Source organism: Streptomyces sp. DH10, from assembly GCF_029813805.1.
Lineage (GTDB): Bacteria > Actinomycetota > Actinomycetes > Streptomycetales > Streptomycetaceae > Streptomyces > Streptomyces coeruleofuscus.
Window position 1 is genome coordinate 209,108 of record NZ_JARVKU010000003.1, and the last position, 16,266, is coordinate 225,373.

General features: G+C 71.8%; 14 protein-coding genes. 12 read left to right on the forward strand and 2 right to left on the reverse strand.

The genetic code is table 11. From position 1 onward, the window contains the following. Positions 1-192: 192 nt before the first annotated feature. Both QC385_RS07830 and QC385_RS07835 read right to left on the reverse strand, forming a co-directional pair. A complete protein-coding gene (locus QC385_RS07830; RefSeq protein ID WP_279540548.1) occupies positions 193-1,554 on the reverse strand; it encodes a sensor histidine kinase in 1,362 nt (453 codons plus the stop codon). Between the two features lie 928 nt (positions 1,555-2,482). Then, on the reverse strand, positions 2,483-3,703 hold the full coding sequence (locus QC385_RS07835) for a sensor histidine kinase (protein WP_279540549.1): 1,221 nt from the start codon (positions 3,701-3,703) through the stop codon (positions 2,483-2,485). 243 nt (positions 3,704-3,946) lie between these two features. Between QC385_RS07835 and QC385_RS07840 the strand changes: the two genes are divergently transcribed. The 12 genes from QC385_RS07840 to QC385_RS07895 all read left to right on the forward strand — a co-directional run bounded on the left by QC385_RS07840 (position 3,947) and on the right by QC385_RS07895 (position 16,086). Further along, complete coding sequence (locus tag QC385_RS07840) at positions 3,947-4,354, forward strand: NADH-quinone oxidoreductase subunit A (RefSeq protein WP_010041427.1); 408 nt, start codon at positions 3,947-3,949, stop codon at positions 4,352-4,354. After that, positions 4,345-4,971, forward strand: a complete 627-nt coding sequence (locus QC385_RS07845) for an NADH-quinone oxidoreductase subunit B (RefSeq protein ID WP_279540550.1) — start codon at positions 4,345-4,347, stop codon at positions 4,969-4,971. Before QC385_RS07840 ends, QC385_RS07845 begins: the two co-directional genes overlap by 10 nt. After that, positions 4,968-6,755 (forward strand): NADH-quinone oxidoreductase subunit C, encoded by a 1,788-nt coding sequence (locus tag QC385_RS07850; protein WP_279540551.1) that lies wholly within the window; start codon positions 4,968-4,970, stop codon positions 6,753-6,755. Before QC385_RS07845 ends, QC385_RS07850 begins: the two co-directional genes overlap by 4 nt. Continuing rightward, positions 6,752-7,720 (forward strand): complex I subunit 1/NuoH family protein, encoded by a 969-nt coding sequence (locus tag QC385_RS07855; RefSeq protein WP_279540552.1) that lies wholly within the window; start codon positions 6,752-6,754, stop codon positions 7,718-7,720. The genes QC385_RS07850 and QC385_RS07855 overlap by 4 nt, the downstream gene beginning before the upstream one ends. Before the next feature lie 2 nt (positions 7,721-7,722). Next, entirely contained in the window at positions 7,723-8,433 is a 711-nt protein-coding gene (locus tag QC385_RS07860) for a NuoI/complex I 23 kDa subunit family protein (RefSeq protein ID WP_279540553.1), read from the forward strand. Beyond that, complete coding sequence (locus tag QC385_RS07865) at positions 8,430-9,104, forward strand: NADH-quinone oxidoreductase subunit J family protein (RefSeq protein WP_279540554.1); 675 nt, start codon at positions 8,430-8,432, stop codon at positions 9,102-9,104. Before QC385_RS07860 ends, QC385_RS07865 begins: the two co-directional genes overlap by 4 nt. Further along, positions 9,104-9,502 (forward strand): NADH-quinone oxidoreductase subunit NuoK, encoded by a 399-nt coding sequence (gene nuoK / locus QC385_RS07870; protein WP_059424736.1) that lies wholly within the window; start codon positions 9,104-9,106, stop codon positions 9,500-9,502. The genes QC385_RS07865 and nuoK overlap by 1 nt, the downstream gene beginning before the upstream one ends. Further along, positions 9,499-11,493, forward strand: a complete 1,995-nt coding sequence (locus QC385_RS07875) for an NADH-quinone oxidoreductase subunit 5 family protein (RefSeq protein WP_279540555.1) — start codon at positions 9,499-9,501, stop codon at positions 11,491-11,493. The genes nuoK and QC385_RS07875 overlap by 4 nt, the downstream gene beginning before the upstream one ends. A 6-nt stretch (positions 11,494-11,499) precedes the next feature. After that, on the forward strand, positions 11,500-13,074 hold the full coding sequence (locus tag QC385_RS07880) for a complex I subunit 4 family protein (protein WP_279540556.1): 1,575 nt from the start codon (positions 11,500-11,502) through the stop codon (positions 13,072-13,074). Beyond that, positions 13,071-14,594: an NADH-quinone oxidoreductase subunit N gene (locus tag QC385_RS07885; protein ID WP_279540557.1), complete on the forward strand. Its 1,524-nt coding sequence runs from the start codon at positions 13,071-13,073 to the stop codon at positions 14,592-14,594. The genes QC385_RS07880 and QC385_RS07885 overlap by 4 nt, the downstream gene beginning before the upstream one ends. A 239-nt stretch (positions 14,595-14,833) precedes the next feature. Then, positions 14,834-15,697 (forward strand): zinc metalloprotease HtpX, encoded by an 864-nt coding sequence (gene htpX, locus QC385_RS07890; RefSeq protein WP_086852918.1) that lies wholly within the window; start codon positions 14,834-14,836, stop codon positions 15,695-15,697. After that, positions 15,694-16,086, forward strand: a complete 393-nt coding sequence (locus QC385_RS07895) for a YccF domain-containing protein (RefSeq protein ID WP_279540558.1) — start codon at positions 15,694-15,696, stop codon at positions 16,084-16,086. The genes htpX and QC385_RS07895 overlap by 4 nt, the downstream gene beginning before the upstream one ends. The last annotated feature ends 180 nt before the right edge of the window (positions 16,087-16,266 follow it).

Here is a 16,266-nt window from a genome sequence, read left to right on the forward strand (position 1 = left end):
TCGCGGGTAGTGGGGCGGGCCAAGGCCGAGGGGCCGGGGGGAGAGACCCGGCCGAGCGCAACCGTGAGTCCGGGGGAGAGACCCAGGCCGGGCACAACCGTCAGTCCGGGGGAGAGACCCAGGCCGGGCACAACCGGCAGGGGGTGGCAGGGCTCAGCCCCTGCCACCCCTCGCCCCAAGCCGAAGGTCGGCTCACCCCACGTGCGCGCCCCGCCACGGCAACTCCGCGGTCACCCGGGTCGGCCCGCCCGTCGGCGAGTCCACCACCAGGATCCCGTCCACCGCGTCGAGCCGCTCCGCCAGCCCTGCCAGCCCCGACCCCCGGGATGTGTCGGCCCCGCCCACGCCGTTGTCCACGACCTGGAGCATCAGCCGGTTCTCCGTCCGCCACACCTCCACGCCGGCCTGGGTGGCCCGCGCGTGCTTGCTGACGTTCTGGAGCAGCTCCGACACCGTGAAGTACGCGATCCCCTCGATGGCCGGCGCCGGCCGCTCCGCCAGGTCGACCTCGACCTGCACCGGCACGGTGCACCGCGACGCCACCGCTGACAGCGCCGCGTCCAGCCCCCGGTCCGTCAGCACCGCCGGGTGGATGCCCCGGGCCAGGTCCCGCAGCTCCTGCAAAGCCGTCTTCACCTCGCCGTGCGCCTCGTCCACCATCCGCGCGGCCTCCTCCGGATCCTCGTGGAGCTTCTCCTTCGCCATCCCCAGATCCATGGCCAGTGCCACCAGCCGCGCCTGTGCGCCGTCGTGCAGATCCCGCTCGATGCGCCGCAGGTCGGCCGCCGCCGTGTCGACCACGACGCCCCGGTCCGACTCCAGCTCCACCACCCGCGAGGCCAGCCGCGACGGCCCGAGCAGCCCGTGCACCAGCAGCCGGTCCACCATCGTCAGCGCCCGTACGATCCACGGCGTGGCGATCGTGAACAGCAGACCCACCAGCGCGGTCACCGTGATCTCGAAGGGGTTGTCCAGGTAGACCCGGTGCGTCTCGTCGCCGTACAGCTGCATCCCGTCCTGCCCGCCGTACATGGGGAACACCCAGAACCACACCGGGTACGTCAGCAGCGCCCAGCCCAGCGCCCAGACGTTCACGGCGACGACGAAGGAGAACACCGCCCACGGCAGGTGCAGCGCCGCGTACAGCAGGGCCCGCCACGACGCGCCGCTCTTGAGGACGGCCCCCATCCAGGCCATGGCGCCGGGCTTCTTCATCCGCAGCGGCTCCGGCTCGGCCACGTCCATGCCCAGCAGCGCCCGCGCCCGCAGCCGCTCCAGCGCCCCGAGGCCACGGCACCCGGCGAGCGCCGCCGCCAGCACCGGTATGCCGAGGAACGTCACCAGCAGGCCCGCCCCCAGCGACACCATCGTGACCGCGTAGGTGAACAGCAGGATGCTGATCGGCAGGCTGAGCAGCACATAGCCGAGCTCGCGCCAGGTGCGGCCCTCGACCGGCGCCCGCAGCGCGGCGGGCAGCCGGTGCCGCCGCTCGGTGCTCCCGGGGAACCCGGGCCTGCCGTCGAGCCCGTATCCCTGTCCGTACTCCGTGGCCATCGGCGCCGTCCTTCTCCTCGTCCTGCGGCTGTTCCCTCGTACCTCCACCCTGCTCCGCCGCAGGTCGGCGGACCATGGAGTCCGTCGGCGTCTTGGACGGGGGGTTTTCCCTACCTCGCGCGTGCGCCTACGGGCCGGGCGGCTGTGGCCTTCGCCCGGGCGTCTGGGGCTTTCGTCCTGCGCTGCGGCCACGGTTGCGGGCCTGCGGCTGTCACTTTGTGCGTGTGTGTCCACCGGGCCCGCGCCTGCGGACTTGGGCCCGTGCGTGTGTGGCCACCGGTTCCGCGCCTGCGGGACTTCGGCCCGTGCGTGTGTGGCCGCTGAGCTCGCGACTCCGGCCTTCGCACCGTTGGTCACCAGGCCCGGGCCTGGCGCCCTCGGCTCGCGTGTGGGGCCACGGGGCCCGCGTCTCTGGTCACCGGCCCGGCTTTCGCCCGGCGCCTGCGGCTGCGTCCTGCGATGCGGCCTGCGCCCCGCGCTGCGGCCGCAGTCCCGCGCCTGAGGCCTTCACCTCGTGCGTCTGTGGCCGCCGGGCCCGCGTTCCCGGCCTGCATCCCGCGCGTGTGGTCACCAGACCCGTGCCTGTGGTCCTCGGTTCTCGGTCCGCCTGTCCGGCCACCGGGCCCGCCTCTCTGGCTGCCGGCCCGGCTTCCACCCGGCGCCTGCGTCCTGCGCTGCGGCCACGGCCCCGCGCCTGCCGCTGTCTCACCCCGTGCGCGTGTGGCCACGATCCCGCGTCTCCGACCTTCCACCCAGCGCAGGGCCCCGCCCCTCTGTACACCGGCCCGGCCTTCGCCCCGTACCTGCGGGCATGGTCCCGCGTTGCGGCCCTCGGCCGCGTCTCCGGTCACCGGCCCCGCGCCGGTCGGCGACAGGACCTGGTCGGCGACAGGTCTGGTCGGCGCCAGGACCTGGTCGGTGGCCGGACCTAGCGGTTGTCCGCGCCGGAGGCGTCCGTGCGGTTGCGCCAGGGGAGTTCGGCCGTGACCGTCGTCGGGCCGCCCTCGGGCGACTCCAGGACGAAGAGTCCGTCGACGGCGTCCAGCCGCTCGGCCAGGCCCTTCATTCCCGTACCACCGTCGAGGCTCGCGCCGCCGCGGCCGTCGTCCCAGACCTGGATGAGCAGCCGGTCGTTCGTCCGCCACACATCCACCGAGGCCGACCTCGCCGCGCTGTGCTTGCTGACGTTCTGGAGCAGTTCCGAGACGGTGAAGTAGGCGATGCCCTCGATGGCCGCGGCCGGCCGCGCCGGCAGGTCGACCGTCACCTTGACCGGGACCGTGCAGCGCGAGGAGACCGCGGACAGGGCCGCGTCCAGACCACGGTCGGTCAGCACCGCCGGGTGGATGCCGCGGGCCAGGTCGCGCAGCTCCTGGAGCGCCAGTTTCACCTCGCCGTGCGCCTCCTCGACCATCGTCGCCGCCGCGTCGGGGTCTTCCAGCACCTTCTCCTTCGCCAGGCCCAGCCCCATGGCCAGGTTGACCAGTCGGGCCTGCGCCCCGTCGTGCAGATCCCGCTCGATGCGCCGCAGGTCGGCCGCCGCCGTGTCGACCACGACCCCCCGGTCCGACTCCAGCTCGGCGATGCGCCGCTCCAGCTCGTCGGAGGGGGACAACAACGCGCGCACCATGGCCCGGTCGGCATTGGCCAGGCCCCGCGCCACGAACGGCAGCACGGGCCACAGCACGAACAGCGAGGTCAGTGTGATGGTGAAGGTGAGGACGCCCCACGGCAGCCGGATGGACTCGTACAGCACCGTGCGCCAGCCCACCGGGTCCTTCAGCGACATCCACAGCCACTGGAGCAGACCGCCCGCGCCGCGCAGCGGCAGCCGGCTCGGCTCGTCCACCCGCACCCCCAGCAGCACCCTCGCCCTCGCCCGCTCCATCCGCCCCAGCAACCGCGCGCCCATGAGCGCGGCCGCGAGCAGCGGGAACCCGATCACCGTGATCGTCAGCCCCAAGCTCATGAACAGCGCCGTCATGACGTAGGTGAATCCGAGCAGCGCGACCGGAAGGTTCGCCAGGAGGTGCGCGATCTCCTTCCAGGTGTGCCAGTCGTAGGCGAGACGGGCCGGCGGCGGACGGTCGTCCTGCCCGGCCGCCGCGGTGGCCGGGCTCGTGCCGGAGGACGGAAAACGTTCGGTCATATGCGTTAGCGTGCCCGGCGGCGGGCAGCCGCGCCATGAGGCAGACCGCCCGGATCAACTGAGGTAAACCCCACCCCCGCATGCCAGGGCGTGACGGGCTGCTTACCCTGCCTTTATCAGGGCCTAGACTCCCGTGCGTACAGATCGTCGAACGGCGGCGTCCGTGGTTCCCGGCCGTACTCCGGAGTCGCGGAATCGATCGTCGCAGGATCCAGTCCTAGTTTCAGGGAGCGAGGGACGGACGTGCCGGAACCGACCGTCGTCACCACGACCGTCGTCGCGGCGGACTACTTCCAGTCCTATTCGGTCGTCGGGCTGCTCGCCGTCGTCGGCGTGCTGTTCGTCGCCGTCGCCTTCGGGGCGGGACGTCTGCTGCGGCCCGTGGTCCCCACACCTGAGAAGCTCCTGACGTACGAGTGCGGCGTCGACCCCGTCGGCGAGGGCTGGGCCCACACCCAGGTCCGCTACTACGTCTACGCCTTCCTGTACGTGATCTTCGCCGTCGACTCGATCTTCCTGTTCCCCTGGGCGACCGTGTTCGCAGCCCCCGGCTACGGCGCGACGACCCTGGTGGAGATGTTCATCTTCCTCGGCTTCCTGGCCGTGGGCCTGCTCTACGCATACAAGAAGGGCGTGCTGGCATGGACGTGACCCCCTCCAGCCCCGAGCCCGTGCTGCTTCCGGAGCCGAAGCGGCTCGGCGCCCTCGCGCGTCTCGCGCCCGAGCCGATGAAGGTGATCCTCAACTGGGGCCGCCGCTACTCGCTCTGGGTCTTCAACTTCGGCCTCGCCTGCTGCGCGATCGAGTTCATCGCCGCGTCGATGGCCCGCCACGACTTCATCCGGCTCGGAGTCATCCCCTTCGCGCCGGGCCCCCGCCAGGCCGACCTGATGGTGGTGTCCGGCACGGTCACGGACAAGATGGCGCCGGCGGTGAAGCGCCTCTACGAGCAGATGCCGGAACCCAAGTACGTCATCTCCTTCGGCGCGTGCAGCAACTGCGGCGGCCCCTACTGGGACTCGTACTCCGTCACCAAGGGCGTCGACCAGATCATCCCCGTCGACGTCTACGTCCCCGGCTGCCCGCCCCGGCCCGAGGCGCTGCTCCAGGGCATCCTCAAGCTCCAGGAGAAGATCGCCCGCGAGTCGCTGGGGGAGCGGTACGGCAGCGGCGCCGCCCGTCCTTCGGCAGCGGCGTTGCAGAGCGGTCTGGTGCAGCCGCCGGCTCCCGCCCCGGCCTCCGATGCGACGCGGGGGGAGGGACGATGACCGCGGTCGGCTGGCTCCCCGCCGACGCCGAGGAACTCTTCGGCCCGGACGCCACGGCCGAGGAGTCGTACGAGGTCCTGACGGTCGACGTACCGCCGACGACCTGGATCTCCGCCTTGGAGGCCGCACGCGACCGGCTGGGCTGCACGTACTTCGACTGGCTGAGCGCGGTCGACGAACCGGGCACGGGCTTCCGCGTCACGGCCCACGTCGCCGCGCTGTCCCCGCTCCGGCGCCTCCTCCTGCGTACGACGGTCCCGCACGAGGCCCCCGCCCTGCCCTCGGCCGTCGACGTCTACGCTGGTGCCGCCTGGCACGAACGCGAGACGCACGAGATGTTCGGCATCACCTTCGAAGGCCACCCGGCGCTGGACCACCTGCTCCTGCCCGAGAACTTCGAAGGCCATCCGCTGCGCAAGGACTTCGTCCTGGCCGCACGCGTCGCCAAGGCCTGGCCCGGTGCGAAGGAACCCGGCGAGTCGGAACACGGCGGGCCCAAGCGCCGCCAGATGCTTCCCCCCGGCGTCCCCGACCCGAACGAGTGGGGCCCCCTGAAGGGCCAACTCCCCCCGGCCGCGGCCCGCGGCGCCGGCCGCGCGGCAGGCGACCGCCCGGCCCGGGGCACCGCCCGCCCCGCAGGCGAACGCCCGGTACGGCGGACCCGTTCGGCGTCGGAGGGCTCGGCCAGTCAGTCCGCCGCCGGTGACGCGGGTACTCCGTCCCCCACGGCCCCGCGCCGCAACCGCTCAGCCGCGGCGGGCTCGGCGAGCCAGTCCGCTGCGGGCGACACGGGTACTCCGTCTCCGGCCGCCCCGGACCGCGACCGCCCTGCGGAAGAGGGCTCGGCAGGCCCGGCCCCTTCCGGCGACGCTGGTGCTCCGTCTCCGGCTGCCCCACGCCGTGCCCGGACGGCCGCGGAGGGTTCGGCGAGCCAGACCGTGCCGGGGGAGTCGGCTGCTCCGGCTTCGGCGAAACCGCGTCGCGACCGCTCGGCGTCGGAGGGTTCGGCCAGTCAGACCCCGACGGGTGACACGCCCTCCGAGCCGCCGGCCGCACCGCGCCGTACCCGCACAGCGGCGGAGGGCTCGGCGAGCCAGACGTCCACCGACCCTGAAGCCATGACCCCCGGCACCGAATCCCAGGCGACCGAAGCCGAACCAGCGGCGACCGCGACGGGTACCCAGCCGCCGGCCACCGAGCCGGAGCCGCCGGCCCCCGAGCCCGGGTCCCTGACCACCTCGGCGGAGCCGTCGTCCACCGAGCCGAAGGCGTCGTCCACCGAGCGGGAGCCGACCACCTCGGCGGAGTCGTCGTCCACCCAGCAGGAGCCGTCGGCCACTGAGCCCGGGTCCCCGACGACCTCGGCGGAACCGCGCCGGGCGCGCAGCGCATCGGAGGGCTCCGTCGGCCGGCGTGCCGCGTCCCAACCCGGCGACAGCCGGCCGGGCGGGGCTTCGCGAGCCCCGCGCAGCACGGACGCCCCCTGGCACCACGCCCGCCCGGCCTTCGAGGAACCGGCTCCCGAGCCGTCGCCCGAGGCCGGACCGTTGCCGACTCCCGAGCCACCGGACAGCGGCAAGTCGCCCGACAGCTCGGAGACATCGAGCAGTCCGGAAACCTCAGAGCCTCAGGAGACTCCCGAGCCCTCTGCCACATCCGGCCCCGCGGACGGTCCCGAGCCCTCGGACGCCCCCGACACCCCGGAACCGGCGAACGACCAGCAGCCCACCGACAGCCCCGAAACCCCCGAAACCCCCGAAGACCCGGCAGGAGGCCCGCGGTGAACGACGTGCTCGACGTCATCCTGCGACTCCTGATCGTGTTCGTCGTCTTCCTCACCTTCCCTCTGATCATCGGTCAGACCGAACACAAGGTGATGGCCCACATGCAGGGCCGCCTCGGCCCCATGTACGCCGGCGGCTTCCACGGCTGGGCCCAGCTGATCGCCGACGGTGTGAAGTTCGCGCAGAAGGAGGACGTCGTCCCCGCGGGCGCGGACCGCCGAATCTTCCAGCTGGCTCCCGCCGTCGCCCTCCTGCCCTACCTCCTCGTCCTGCTCGCCATCCCCATCGGCCCGGGCGAGGGAGCCGTCGGCCAGGTCATCGACGCGGGCGTCTTCTTCGTCCTGGCCGTCATGGGCGTCGGCGTCCTCGGCTCGCTCATGGCCGGCTGGGCGTCCGCGAACAAGTTCTCCCTCCTCGGCGGCCTCCGCACCGCCGCCCAGCTCCTCGCCTACGAACTGCCGATGCTCCTGACCGCCGCCTCGGTGGCGATGGCGGCCGGCACCGTCTCGATCCCCGGCATCCTGGACGCCTTCGAGTGGTGGTGGCTGCCCTGGCAGATCGTCGGCGCGATCGTCTTCTTCGTGGCCGGCCTCGCCGAACTCCAGCGCCCGCCCTTCGACATGCCCGTCGCCGACTCGGAGATCATCTTCGGCGCGTACACCGAGTACACCGGCCTCCGCTTCGCCCTGTTCCTCCTCGCCGAGTACGCCGGAATCGTCGTCCTGTGCGGTCTGACCACCGTCCTCTTCCTGGGCGGCTGGCACGGCCCCTGGGGTGCCGACGGACTCGGCTGGGTCTGGACCCTGCTGAAGACCGCCGTCCTCGCCTTCGTCGTCATCTGGCTGCGCGTCACCTACCCCCGGCTGCGCGAGGACCAGCTCCAGAAGCTCGCCTGGACCCTCCTCGTCCCCCTCTCCCTCGCCCAGATCGCCCTCACCGGCGTCGTCAAGGTGGTGATCCAGTAACCATGGCCCCCATCCCCGGCAGCGGCCTGGCCAAGGGCCTGGCCGTCACCCTCCGCACGATGACGAAGAAGTCCGTCACCGCGCAGTACCCCGACGCCCAGCCCGACCTCCCGCCCCGTACCCGCGGCGTGATCGGCCTGTTCGAGGAGAACTGCACGGTCTGCATGCTGTGCGCGCGCGAGTGCCCGGACTGGTGCATCTACATCGACTCCCACAAGGAGACGGTCCCGGCGGCGACCCCCGGCGGCCGCGAACGCAGCCGCAACGTCCTCGACCGCTTCGCCATCGACTTCTCCCTGTGCATGTACTGCGGTATCTGCATCGAGGTCTGTCCTTTCGACGCCCTGTTCTGGTCCCCGGAGTTCGAGTACGCCGAGACCGACATCCGCGACCTCACCCACGAGCGCGACAAGCTCCGCGAGTGGATGTGGACCGTCCCGGCCCCGCCGGCCCTTGACCCCGGCGCGGAGGAACCGAAGGAACTCGCCACCGCCCGCAAGACCGCCGACAAGCTGGCCGCCCGGCAGGCCCCGCCCGCCACCGAGCCGCACGCCGACGAGCAGGCCCGGGCAGCCGAGCGACCGACCCGCCCGCAGGGCGACTCCAAGCAGCAGACCGACCAGCCGAAGCCAGATCAGCCGACGCCAGATCAACCGACGCCAGATCAGCCGAAGCCAGACCAGCCGACGCCGGGGCAGGAGGGCCGGGAATGACCCTCGCCGCAACCGCAGGCCTCCTCACGACGGGCCCGGCCACCAGAGCCGCCGCCGAGACCCACGGCTTTCTCTCCCCGACCGGCGTCGAGATCGCCTTCCTCCTCGTCGGCCTGGTCACCTTCGGCGCCGCGCTCGTCACCGTCACCACCCGGCAGCTGGTGCACGCCGCACTGTGGCTCGTGGTCACCCTCGGCGGCCTGGCCGTCGAGTACCTCCTGCTCACCGCCGAGTTCATCGCCTGGGTGCAGGTCCTCATCTACGTCGGCTCCGTCGTCGTCCTCCTCCTGTTCGGTCTGATGCTCACCAGGGCCCCCATCGGCCGCTCCCCGGACGCCGACTCCGGCAACCGCTGGGCCGCCCTCACCGTCGCCGTCGCCGCCGCCGCCGCCCTGGTCTGGGTCGTCGTCGACGCCTTCCGCACCACTTGGATCGACCTGGACGGCCCCGCCGCCGGCTCCACCGAGGCCACCGGCGCGAGCCTCTTCCAGAACTGGGTCCTCCCCTTCGAGGCCCTCTCCGTCCTCCTCCTCGCCGCCCTCGTGGGCGCGATCGTCCTGTCCCGCAAGGCGAAGGCCGCCGCGGCGCCCGCGGCCGAGGACATCCCGGCCGCCCCGAGCGAGCCGGACCGGAGCGAGCCGGACCGGAGCGAGAAGGAAGAGACCCGCTGATGCACCTCGCCTACCCCGCCGTCCTCTCCGCCCTCCTCTTCTGCACGGGCCTGTACGGCGTCCTCGCCCGCCGCAACGCGATCCTGGTCCTGATGTCGGTCGAGCTGATGCTCAACGCCGTCAACCTCAACCTGGTCGCCTTCGACGTCTGGCTCAGCAAGACCGCCGAGGAGACCCTGCACTCCGGCCAGGCCCTCACTCTGTTCACCATCGCCATCGCCGCGGCCGAGATCGGCATCGGCCTGGCCATCGTCCTCGCCGTCCACCGCAACCGCGGCACCGCGGACATCGACAAGCTCCGCGACACCGCCGAACGGCACGACCCCGACGGCACCGACCACGACGCCCTTACGGCCGAGCAGTCCGGCGAGGCCCAGAAGGCTGAGGCCACCGCGTGACCACGACCACCCTCGCCGTCCTCGTCCCCCTCCTTCCGTTCCTCGGTGCCGTCGCCGGCCTGCTCCTGGGCCGCACGGCACCCGGCTTCGTCCGCCCGCTCGCCGTCCTGCCGACGCTCACCTCCCTGGTGCTCGCCGCGCTGGTCGCCGTGCGCCAGGGCGGCGACGCGGCCGTCAACGCGGCCACGGAACTCACCCCCACCGGCTCCGTCCCGATCGAACTCGCCCTGCACATCGACGGCTTCGCCGCCCTTGTCGCCGTCCTCGTCGGCCTGGTCGCCTCCTGTGTGCAGATCTACTCGACGGGCTACCTGCGCGACGATCCGCGCTACGCCTCGTATGCCGCCCTCGTCTCCCTGTTCACCTCCGCGATGCTCCTGGTCGTCTACTCCGGCGACCTGATCGTGCTGCTGGTCGGCTGGGAAGTCATGGGCATCTGCTCCTACTTCCTGGTCGGCCACTACTGGGAGACCCCGGAGGCCCGCGCCGCCTCCCTCAAGGCCTTCCTGGTCACCAAGCTCGGCGACGTCCCCTTCCTCATCGGCCTGTTCGCCCTGGCCACCGACGTCGGTTCGTTCCGCATCACCCGGGTCCTGGGTGCTGTCGCGAACGGCGGACTCGACCACCCGACGCTGATCGCCCTGCTCCTCCTCGCGGGCGTGGCGGGCAAGTCCGCGCAGTTCCCGCTGCACACCTGGCTCCCCGACGCGATGGCGGGCCCGACCCCCGTCTCCGCGCTGATCCACGCCGCGACGATGGTCGCCGCCGGTGTCTACTTCATCGCCCGTCTCCTGCCGCTGTTCGAGGCCTCCCAGGCCGCGATGGTCGTCCTGGCCGTCATGGCCGCCGTCACGATGGCCGGCTCGGCGCTCGCCGCGCTCGCCCAGGACGACATCAAGCGCGTCCTCGCCTACTCGACGATCGGTCAGCTCGGCTACATGTCGGGTGCCCTCGCCGTCGGCGACCGCGGAGCCGCCGTCTTCCACCTCCTGTCCCACGGCGCCTTCAAGGCGCTGCTGTTCCTCGCGGCCGGCGTGATCATCCACGCCGCCGGCACCAACTCGCTCGCCGCGATGTCCCGCATGCGCAACCTGCGCGACCGCATCCCCGACGCCTACTGGACGATGACTGTGGCGCTCCTCGCGCTCGCCGCGATCCCGCCGTTCAGCGGCTTCTTCTCCAAGGAGGCCGTCCTCGGCGTCGCCGAACACGTCGTCACCGGACACACCGAGCACGCCCCCGCCGCCGCGGGCTGGATCGTCCTCGTCGCAGGCCTGCTCACGGCCGTGCTCACCGCCGCCTACGCGATGCGCCTGTGGCTGCTGGCCTTCCGCGGCCGGGGCGCCGAAGCCCCCGACCACGGCAGGCAGCCGCTGACGATGACCGTCGTGCTGTGGGTGCTCGCCGCCCCGTCCCTGGCCCTCGGCGGATTCGCGTTCCGCCTGCTGCCCGACTGGTTCGACGGCCGCGACCTCAGCCCGACCCTCACCACCTCCGTGCTCGGCACGGGCGTGGCCCTGGTCGGCGGCATCGTCACCTACGGCGCCTGGCGGCACACCACCGCTCTCACCGCACGCGTCCCGCTGGGCGCGGTCGCGGCCCACCCCGAGGGCGACGCCGCCCAGGTCGAGGCGGAGGCCATCGCCACCCACAAGCCGGCCTACGGCGACATCGCCTACGCGCCCGACCCCGCCGACCCCGGACGGCTCCTGCTCGGCCCGCTGCACCGCCACGCGGCCGCCGGCTTCCACATGGACGCCGTGTACAGGGCACTCTTCGTCCGGCCGGTCCAGGCCGGGGCGAGCCTCGTCCGGTTCCTCGACCGGGAGGTCGTCGAGACCTACGTACGCGGCGCGGGTGCGCTGCCCCGCTGGCTCGGTGCCGCCGTACGGCGCGCCCAGACCGGCAACGTCCAGACCTATGTGAGCGCGCTGCTCGCCGGCACCGTCGTCCTCGCGGTCGCCGTCGTCCTCGTCGCCACGGGAGCGTGAGCAGGCGTGATCGATATCAACGAGTCCGTGATGCAGTTCCTTCTGGCGTTCGTCGTCGTCGGGCCGCTCCTGGGCGCCGCCGCGGCTCTCCTGCCGGCCCCGCCCGGACTGAAGGGGAAGTCACCCGAGCAGGCCGTGCTCCGGCACGGCGTCACCGTCACCGGCGCGGTCCTCATCGCGGCGATCGTCCTCGCGCTCGGCTTCGACCACGACCAGACGTCGAAGATGCAGGCCAGCACGGACATCAGCTGGATCCCCGCACTCGACGTACGCATCCACCTCGGCATCGACGGCATCTCCCTCCCCCTTCTGGTCCTGACCGCGCTGCTGACCTTCCTCTGCGCGATCTACTCGTACTTCAAGATGCCCGCGGGGCCGACCCCGAAGGCCTTCGTCGCGCTGCTGCTCGTCCTCGAGTCCGGCACGCTCGCGACCTTCGCCGTCCTCGACCTGCTGCTGTTCTTCCTCGCCTTCGAGATGGTCCTCATCCCGATGTACTTCCTCATCGCCCGCTGGGGCGGCGAGGGCCGGAGCCAGGCCGCGTGGCGGTTCATCCTCTACACACTGCTCGGCTCCGTGGTCATGCTGCTCGGCCTGCTCCTGATCGGGATCAAGGCGGGCACGTTCGACATGATGGCACTCGCCACTGACAACGGCCGGTCGCTGACCACATCTGTGCAGGTCATCGCCGTTCTGGCGATCGGGATCGGCCTCGCGGTCAAGACGCCGATGTGGCCGCTGCACAGCTGGCTGCCCGACGCCCACACCGCCGCGCCGACCGTCGGCTCGGTCCTGCTGGCCGGTGTCCTGCTGAAGATGGGTACGTACGGGTTCGTCCGGATCATCCTCCCCGTCGCGCCGGACGGCTTCCGCACGTTCGCGCCCTACCTCGCAGCGCTCGCCGTCGTCGGCATCATCTACGGATCCCTGGCCTGCCTGGCTCTCGCCAAGCAGGGCGCGAAGGGCGACCTCAAACGCCTCATCGCCTACTCGTCCGTCGGCCACATGGGCTTCGTCCTGCTCGGCATCGCCACCATGACCCCGACCGGCGTGAACGGCGCCCTGTTCGCCAACATCGCGCACGGCCTCATCACCGGCCTGCTCTTCTTCCTGGTCGGCGCGCTCAAGGACCGCACCGGCACCACCGACCTCGACACCCTCGCCAAGGAGACCGGAGCCGCGCTCTACGGCAAGGCCCCGCGCCTCGGCGGCCTGCTCGCCTTCGCCGCGGTCGCCTCGCTCGGTCTGCCGGGCCTGGCCGGGTTCTGGGGCGAGATGCTGGCCCTGTTCGGCGCGTTCCAGCCGGCGGCAGGCCTCAGCCGTCCCGCCTTCCTCACCTTCATGGCGATCGGCGCGTTCGGCACGCTGCTGACGGCCGCGTACCTGCTGATCGTGGTCCGCCGCGTCTGCATGGGTGCCCTGCCCCCGGACGCCCCCACGCTCACCGACGTCCGCAGTTACGAGTTCGCGGCCTGGACCCCGCTCGTCGTCCTCACCGTCGTCGCGGGCCTGTGGCCCAAGGCTCTCCTGGGCCTGAGCGACCCGGCCGTCCAGCAGCTCCTCGCAGGAGGCACCCGATGAGCTCCCCGGCCCAGCCCCTGGCCGCGTCGCTGGTCCAGTCGGTCGACTGGCTCGCGATCGCACCGCCCACCATCGCGGCGGTCGTCGGCCTCGCCGTCCTCGTCGCCGACCTGTTCGTCACCGAGAACCGGAAGACGCTGTTCGGCTGGACGTCCGTGGCCGGCCTGGCCGCCGCCACGCTGATGCTGCTGCCCCTCCTGGACGGCGACCGCAGCACCTTCTGCCTGACCGGCGACGCCACCGTGTGCAGCTACACGGCCGACCGCTTCACCCTGGTCATCCAGTTCCTGGTCCTCGGCGGCGCCCTCCTCGCCGCCCTCCTGTCGGTCACCGCCCTGAAGGACGCCCGCAAGGAGCTTCCCGAAGGGGAGTACTGGTTCCTCCTGCTGTCCTCCGCGGCCGGAGCAGCCCTCCTGCCCGCCTCCCGCGACCTCGCGACACTGATCGTCGCCCTCGAGGTCGCCTCCCTGCCCGCCTTCGCGCTGGTCGGCCTCAGGTACGGCGACCGGAAGTCCTCCGAAGCGGCCCTGAAGTTCTTCCTGTCCTCGGTCACCGCGACCGCGGTCAGCCTCATGGGCATCAGCTTCCTGTACGCCTCCACGGGCACCCTTTACCTCACCCAGGTCGCCGACCGCATCCAGGACGTCGACGGGCAGCTCCACACGCTCGCCCAGACCGGCGTCGTCCTCACCCTCGTCGGCTTCGCCTTCAAGACGGCCGCCGTGCCCTTCCACTTCTGGGTGCCCGACACCTACGTGGGGGCGCCCCTGCCCATCGCCGCCTACCTGTCGGTCATCGGCAAGGCGGTCGGCTTCAGCGGCCTCATCCTCGTCACGGTCGTCGCCCTCCCCTCGTACGCCGACGTCTGGGGCCCGGCCCTGGCGGTCCTCGCCGCGCTCACCATGACCGTGGGCAACGTCGGCGCCCTGCGCCAGCAGGCCACGCGCGCGTACAGCGCGGTACGCCTGCTCGCCTGGTCGTCCGTCGGCCAGGCCGGCTACCTCCTGGTCCCGATCGCGGCCGCCGCGTACTCCGGCGACGCCGAGAAGTCGATCGGCTCCACCGTCGCCTACGCCCTGATGTACGGCGCGGTGAACCTCGGCGCCTTCGCCGTGGCCGCCCTCGTCGGCCGGACGAAGTCCCTCAACCGTGTCTCCGACTACCGCGGCCTGTACGCGTCCAGCCCGCTGTCCGCGCTGCTCCTGGCGTTCTTCCTGCTCTGCCTCGCCGGGCTGCCGCCGGGCATCATCGGCCTCTTCGCCAAGGTCACCGTCTTCTCGGCGGCCGTCGACGCCGGCCTCGGCTGGCTGGCCGTGATCATGGCCGTCAACGTCGTCATCGCGCTGTTCTACTACCTCCAGTGGACGGCCCTGCTCTTCCGCGCTCCCGAAGGCGAACCCGAAAAACACCGCGTCCCCGCCCCGCTCACGGCCGCTATCGCGCTGACCGGCGTCCTCGGCATCGCCCTGTCCGGCGCACCCCAGTTGGTCCTGCGCTTCACCGACACAGCCCTCTTCTGAACATCAGGCGCATTCGGTACGCGCGCGTGGGGCACCCGGCCCTCCACGCGCGCGTGCCGCTTTCCCGGCGCCGTTCACCCGGACGGTCCACACCCCCCGCCGCGCGCACAAGGGAACTAGTGCCTCCCGCCTGGCGTTGACCAGTACGGGAAGGTCCACTGGACGTGACATCACGGCACCAGTGGCACCGCAGATCAGCAAGCAAGGGTCCCCCTGCCGCACCACTTGGAGGGCGTACCGTGCACCGCCGGCACAACGGGCTCAGGACAGCAGTCCTCCTCGGAGGACTGTCCGCACTCATCATCGTCATCGGCAGCTTCTTCGGCCGCATGGGGCTCGTCATCGCCGTCCTGGTAGCGCTGGCCACCAACGCGTACGCGTACTGGAACAGCGACAAGCTGGCCCTCCGCGCGATGCGCGCCCGCCCGGTGAGCGAGTTCGAGGCCCCGGGGCTCTACCGCATGGTCCGCGAGCTCTCCACACAGGCCCGCCAGCCCATGCCGCGCCTGTACATCTCCCCGACGGAGGCGCCCAACGCCTTCGCCACGGGCCGCAACCCGCGCAACGCCGCCGTGTGCTGCACCGACGGGATCCTGCGCCTCCTGGACGAGCGCGAGCTGCGCGGCGTCATCGGCCACGAGCTCAGCCATGTCTACAACCGCGACATCCTCATCTCGTCAGTCGCCGGCGCGCTCGCCTCCGTGATCATGTTCCTGGTCAACTTCGCCTGGCTGATCCCGATCGGGCGCTCGGACGACGACGACGGCCCCGGCCTGCTCGGCATGTTGCTGATCATGATCCTGGGCCCGCTGGCCGCCTCCCTCATCCAACTGGCCGTCAGCCGCTCCCGGGAGTACCAGGCGGACGCCTCCGGCGCCCAGCTCACCGGCGACCCGCTCGCCCTGGCCAGCGCCCTGCGCAAGCTCGAACTCGGCACCAAGCAGCTGCCGCTCCCCCCCGAGCCCCGCATCGAGACCGCCAGCCACATGATGATCGCGAACCCGTTCCGGCCCGGCCAGGGCCTTTCGAAGATGTTCTCCACACACCCGCCGATGGCGGACCGCATCGCCCGGCTCGAGAAGATGGCAGGTGGAAATCAATGAAGACCATCCTGAACGTCATATGGCTCGTCTTCAGCGGCTTCTGGCTGTTCCTCGCCTACATGCTCGCGGGCCTGCTCCTCTGCATCACCATCATCGGCATCCCGTTCGGCGTCGCGGCCTTCCGCATCGGCGTCTACGCGCTGTGGCCCTTCGGGTACACGACGGTCGAGCGCCGTGACGCGGGCGCGCCGTCCTGCCTCGGAAACGTGCTGTGGCTCGTACTCGCGGGCTGGTGGCTGACCCTCGGCCACATCGTCACCGGCATCGCGCTGTGCGTCACGATCATCGGCATCCCGCTCGGCGTCGCCAACTTCAAGCTCATCCCGGTCTCGCTGCTCCCGCTGGGCCGCGACATCGTGCGGACGAACGAGCCGTTCGCGGTGCGCTGACCCAGGGCAACGCGGCCCGGTGTCCACAGGCCCGGGGTTATCCACAGGCCCGCCCGGCTGTCAGTAGCGGCCTGCATCATGAACCCATGACCGCGATCGAGCAGTTGCAGACACGACCGAGGGGCAAGGCCCACAACACCTGCCCACGCAGTCGGACTTCACGTCCTGAGCCCTCCGACC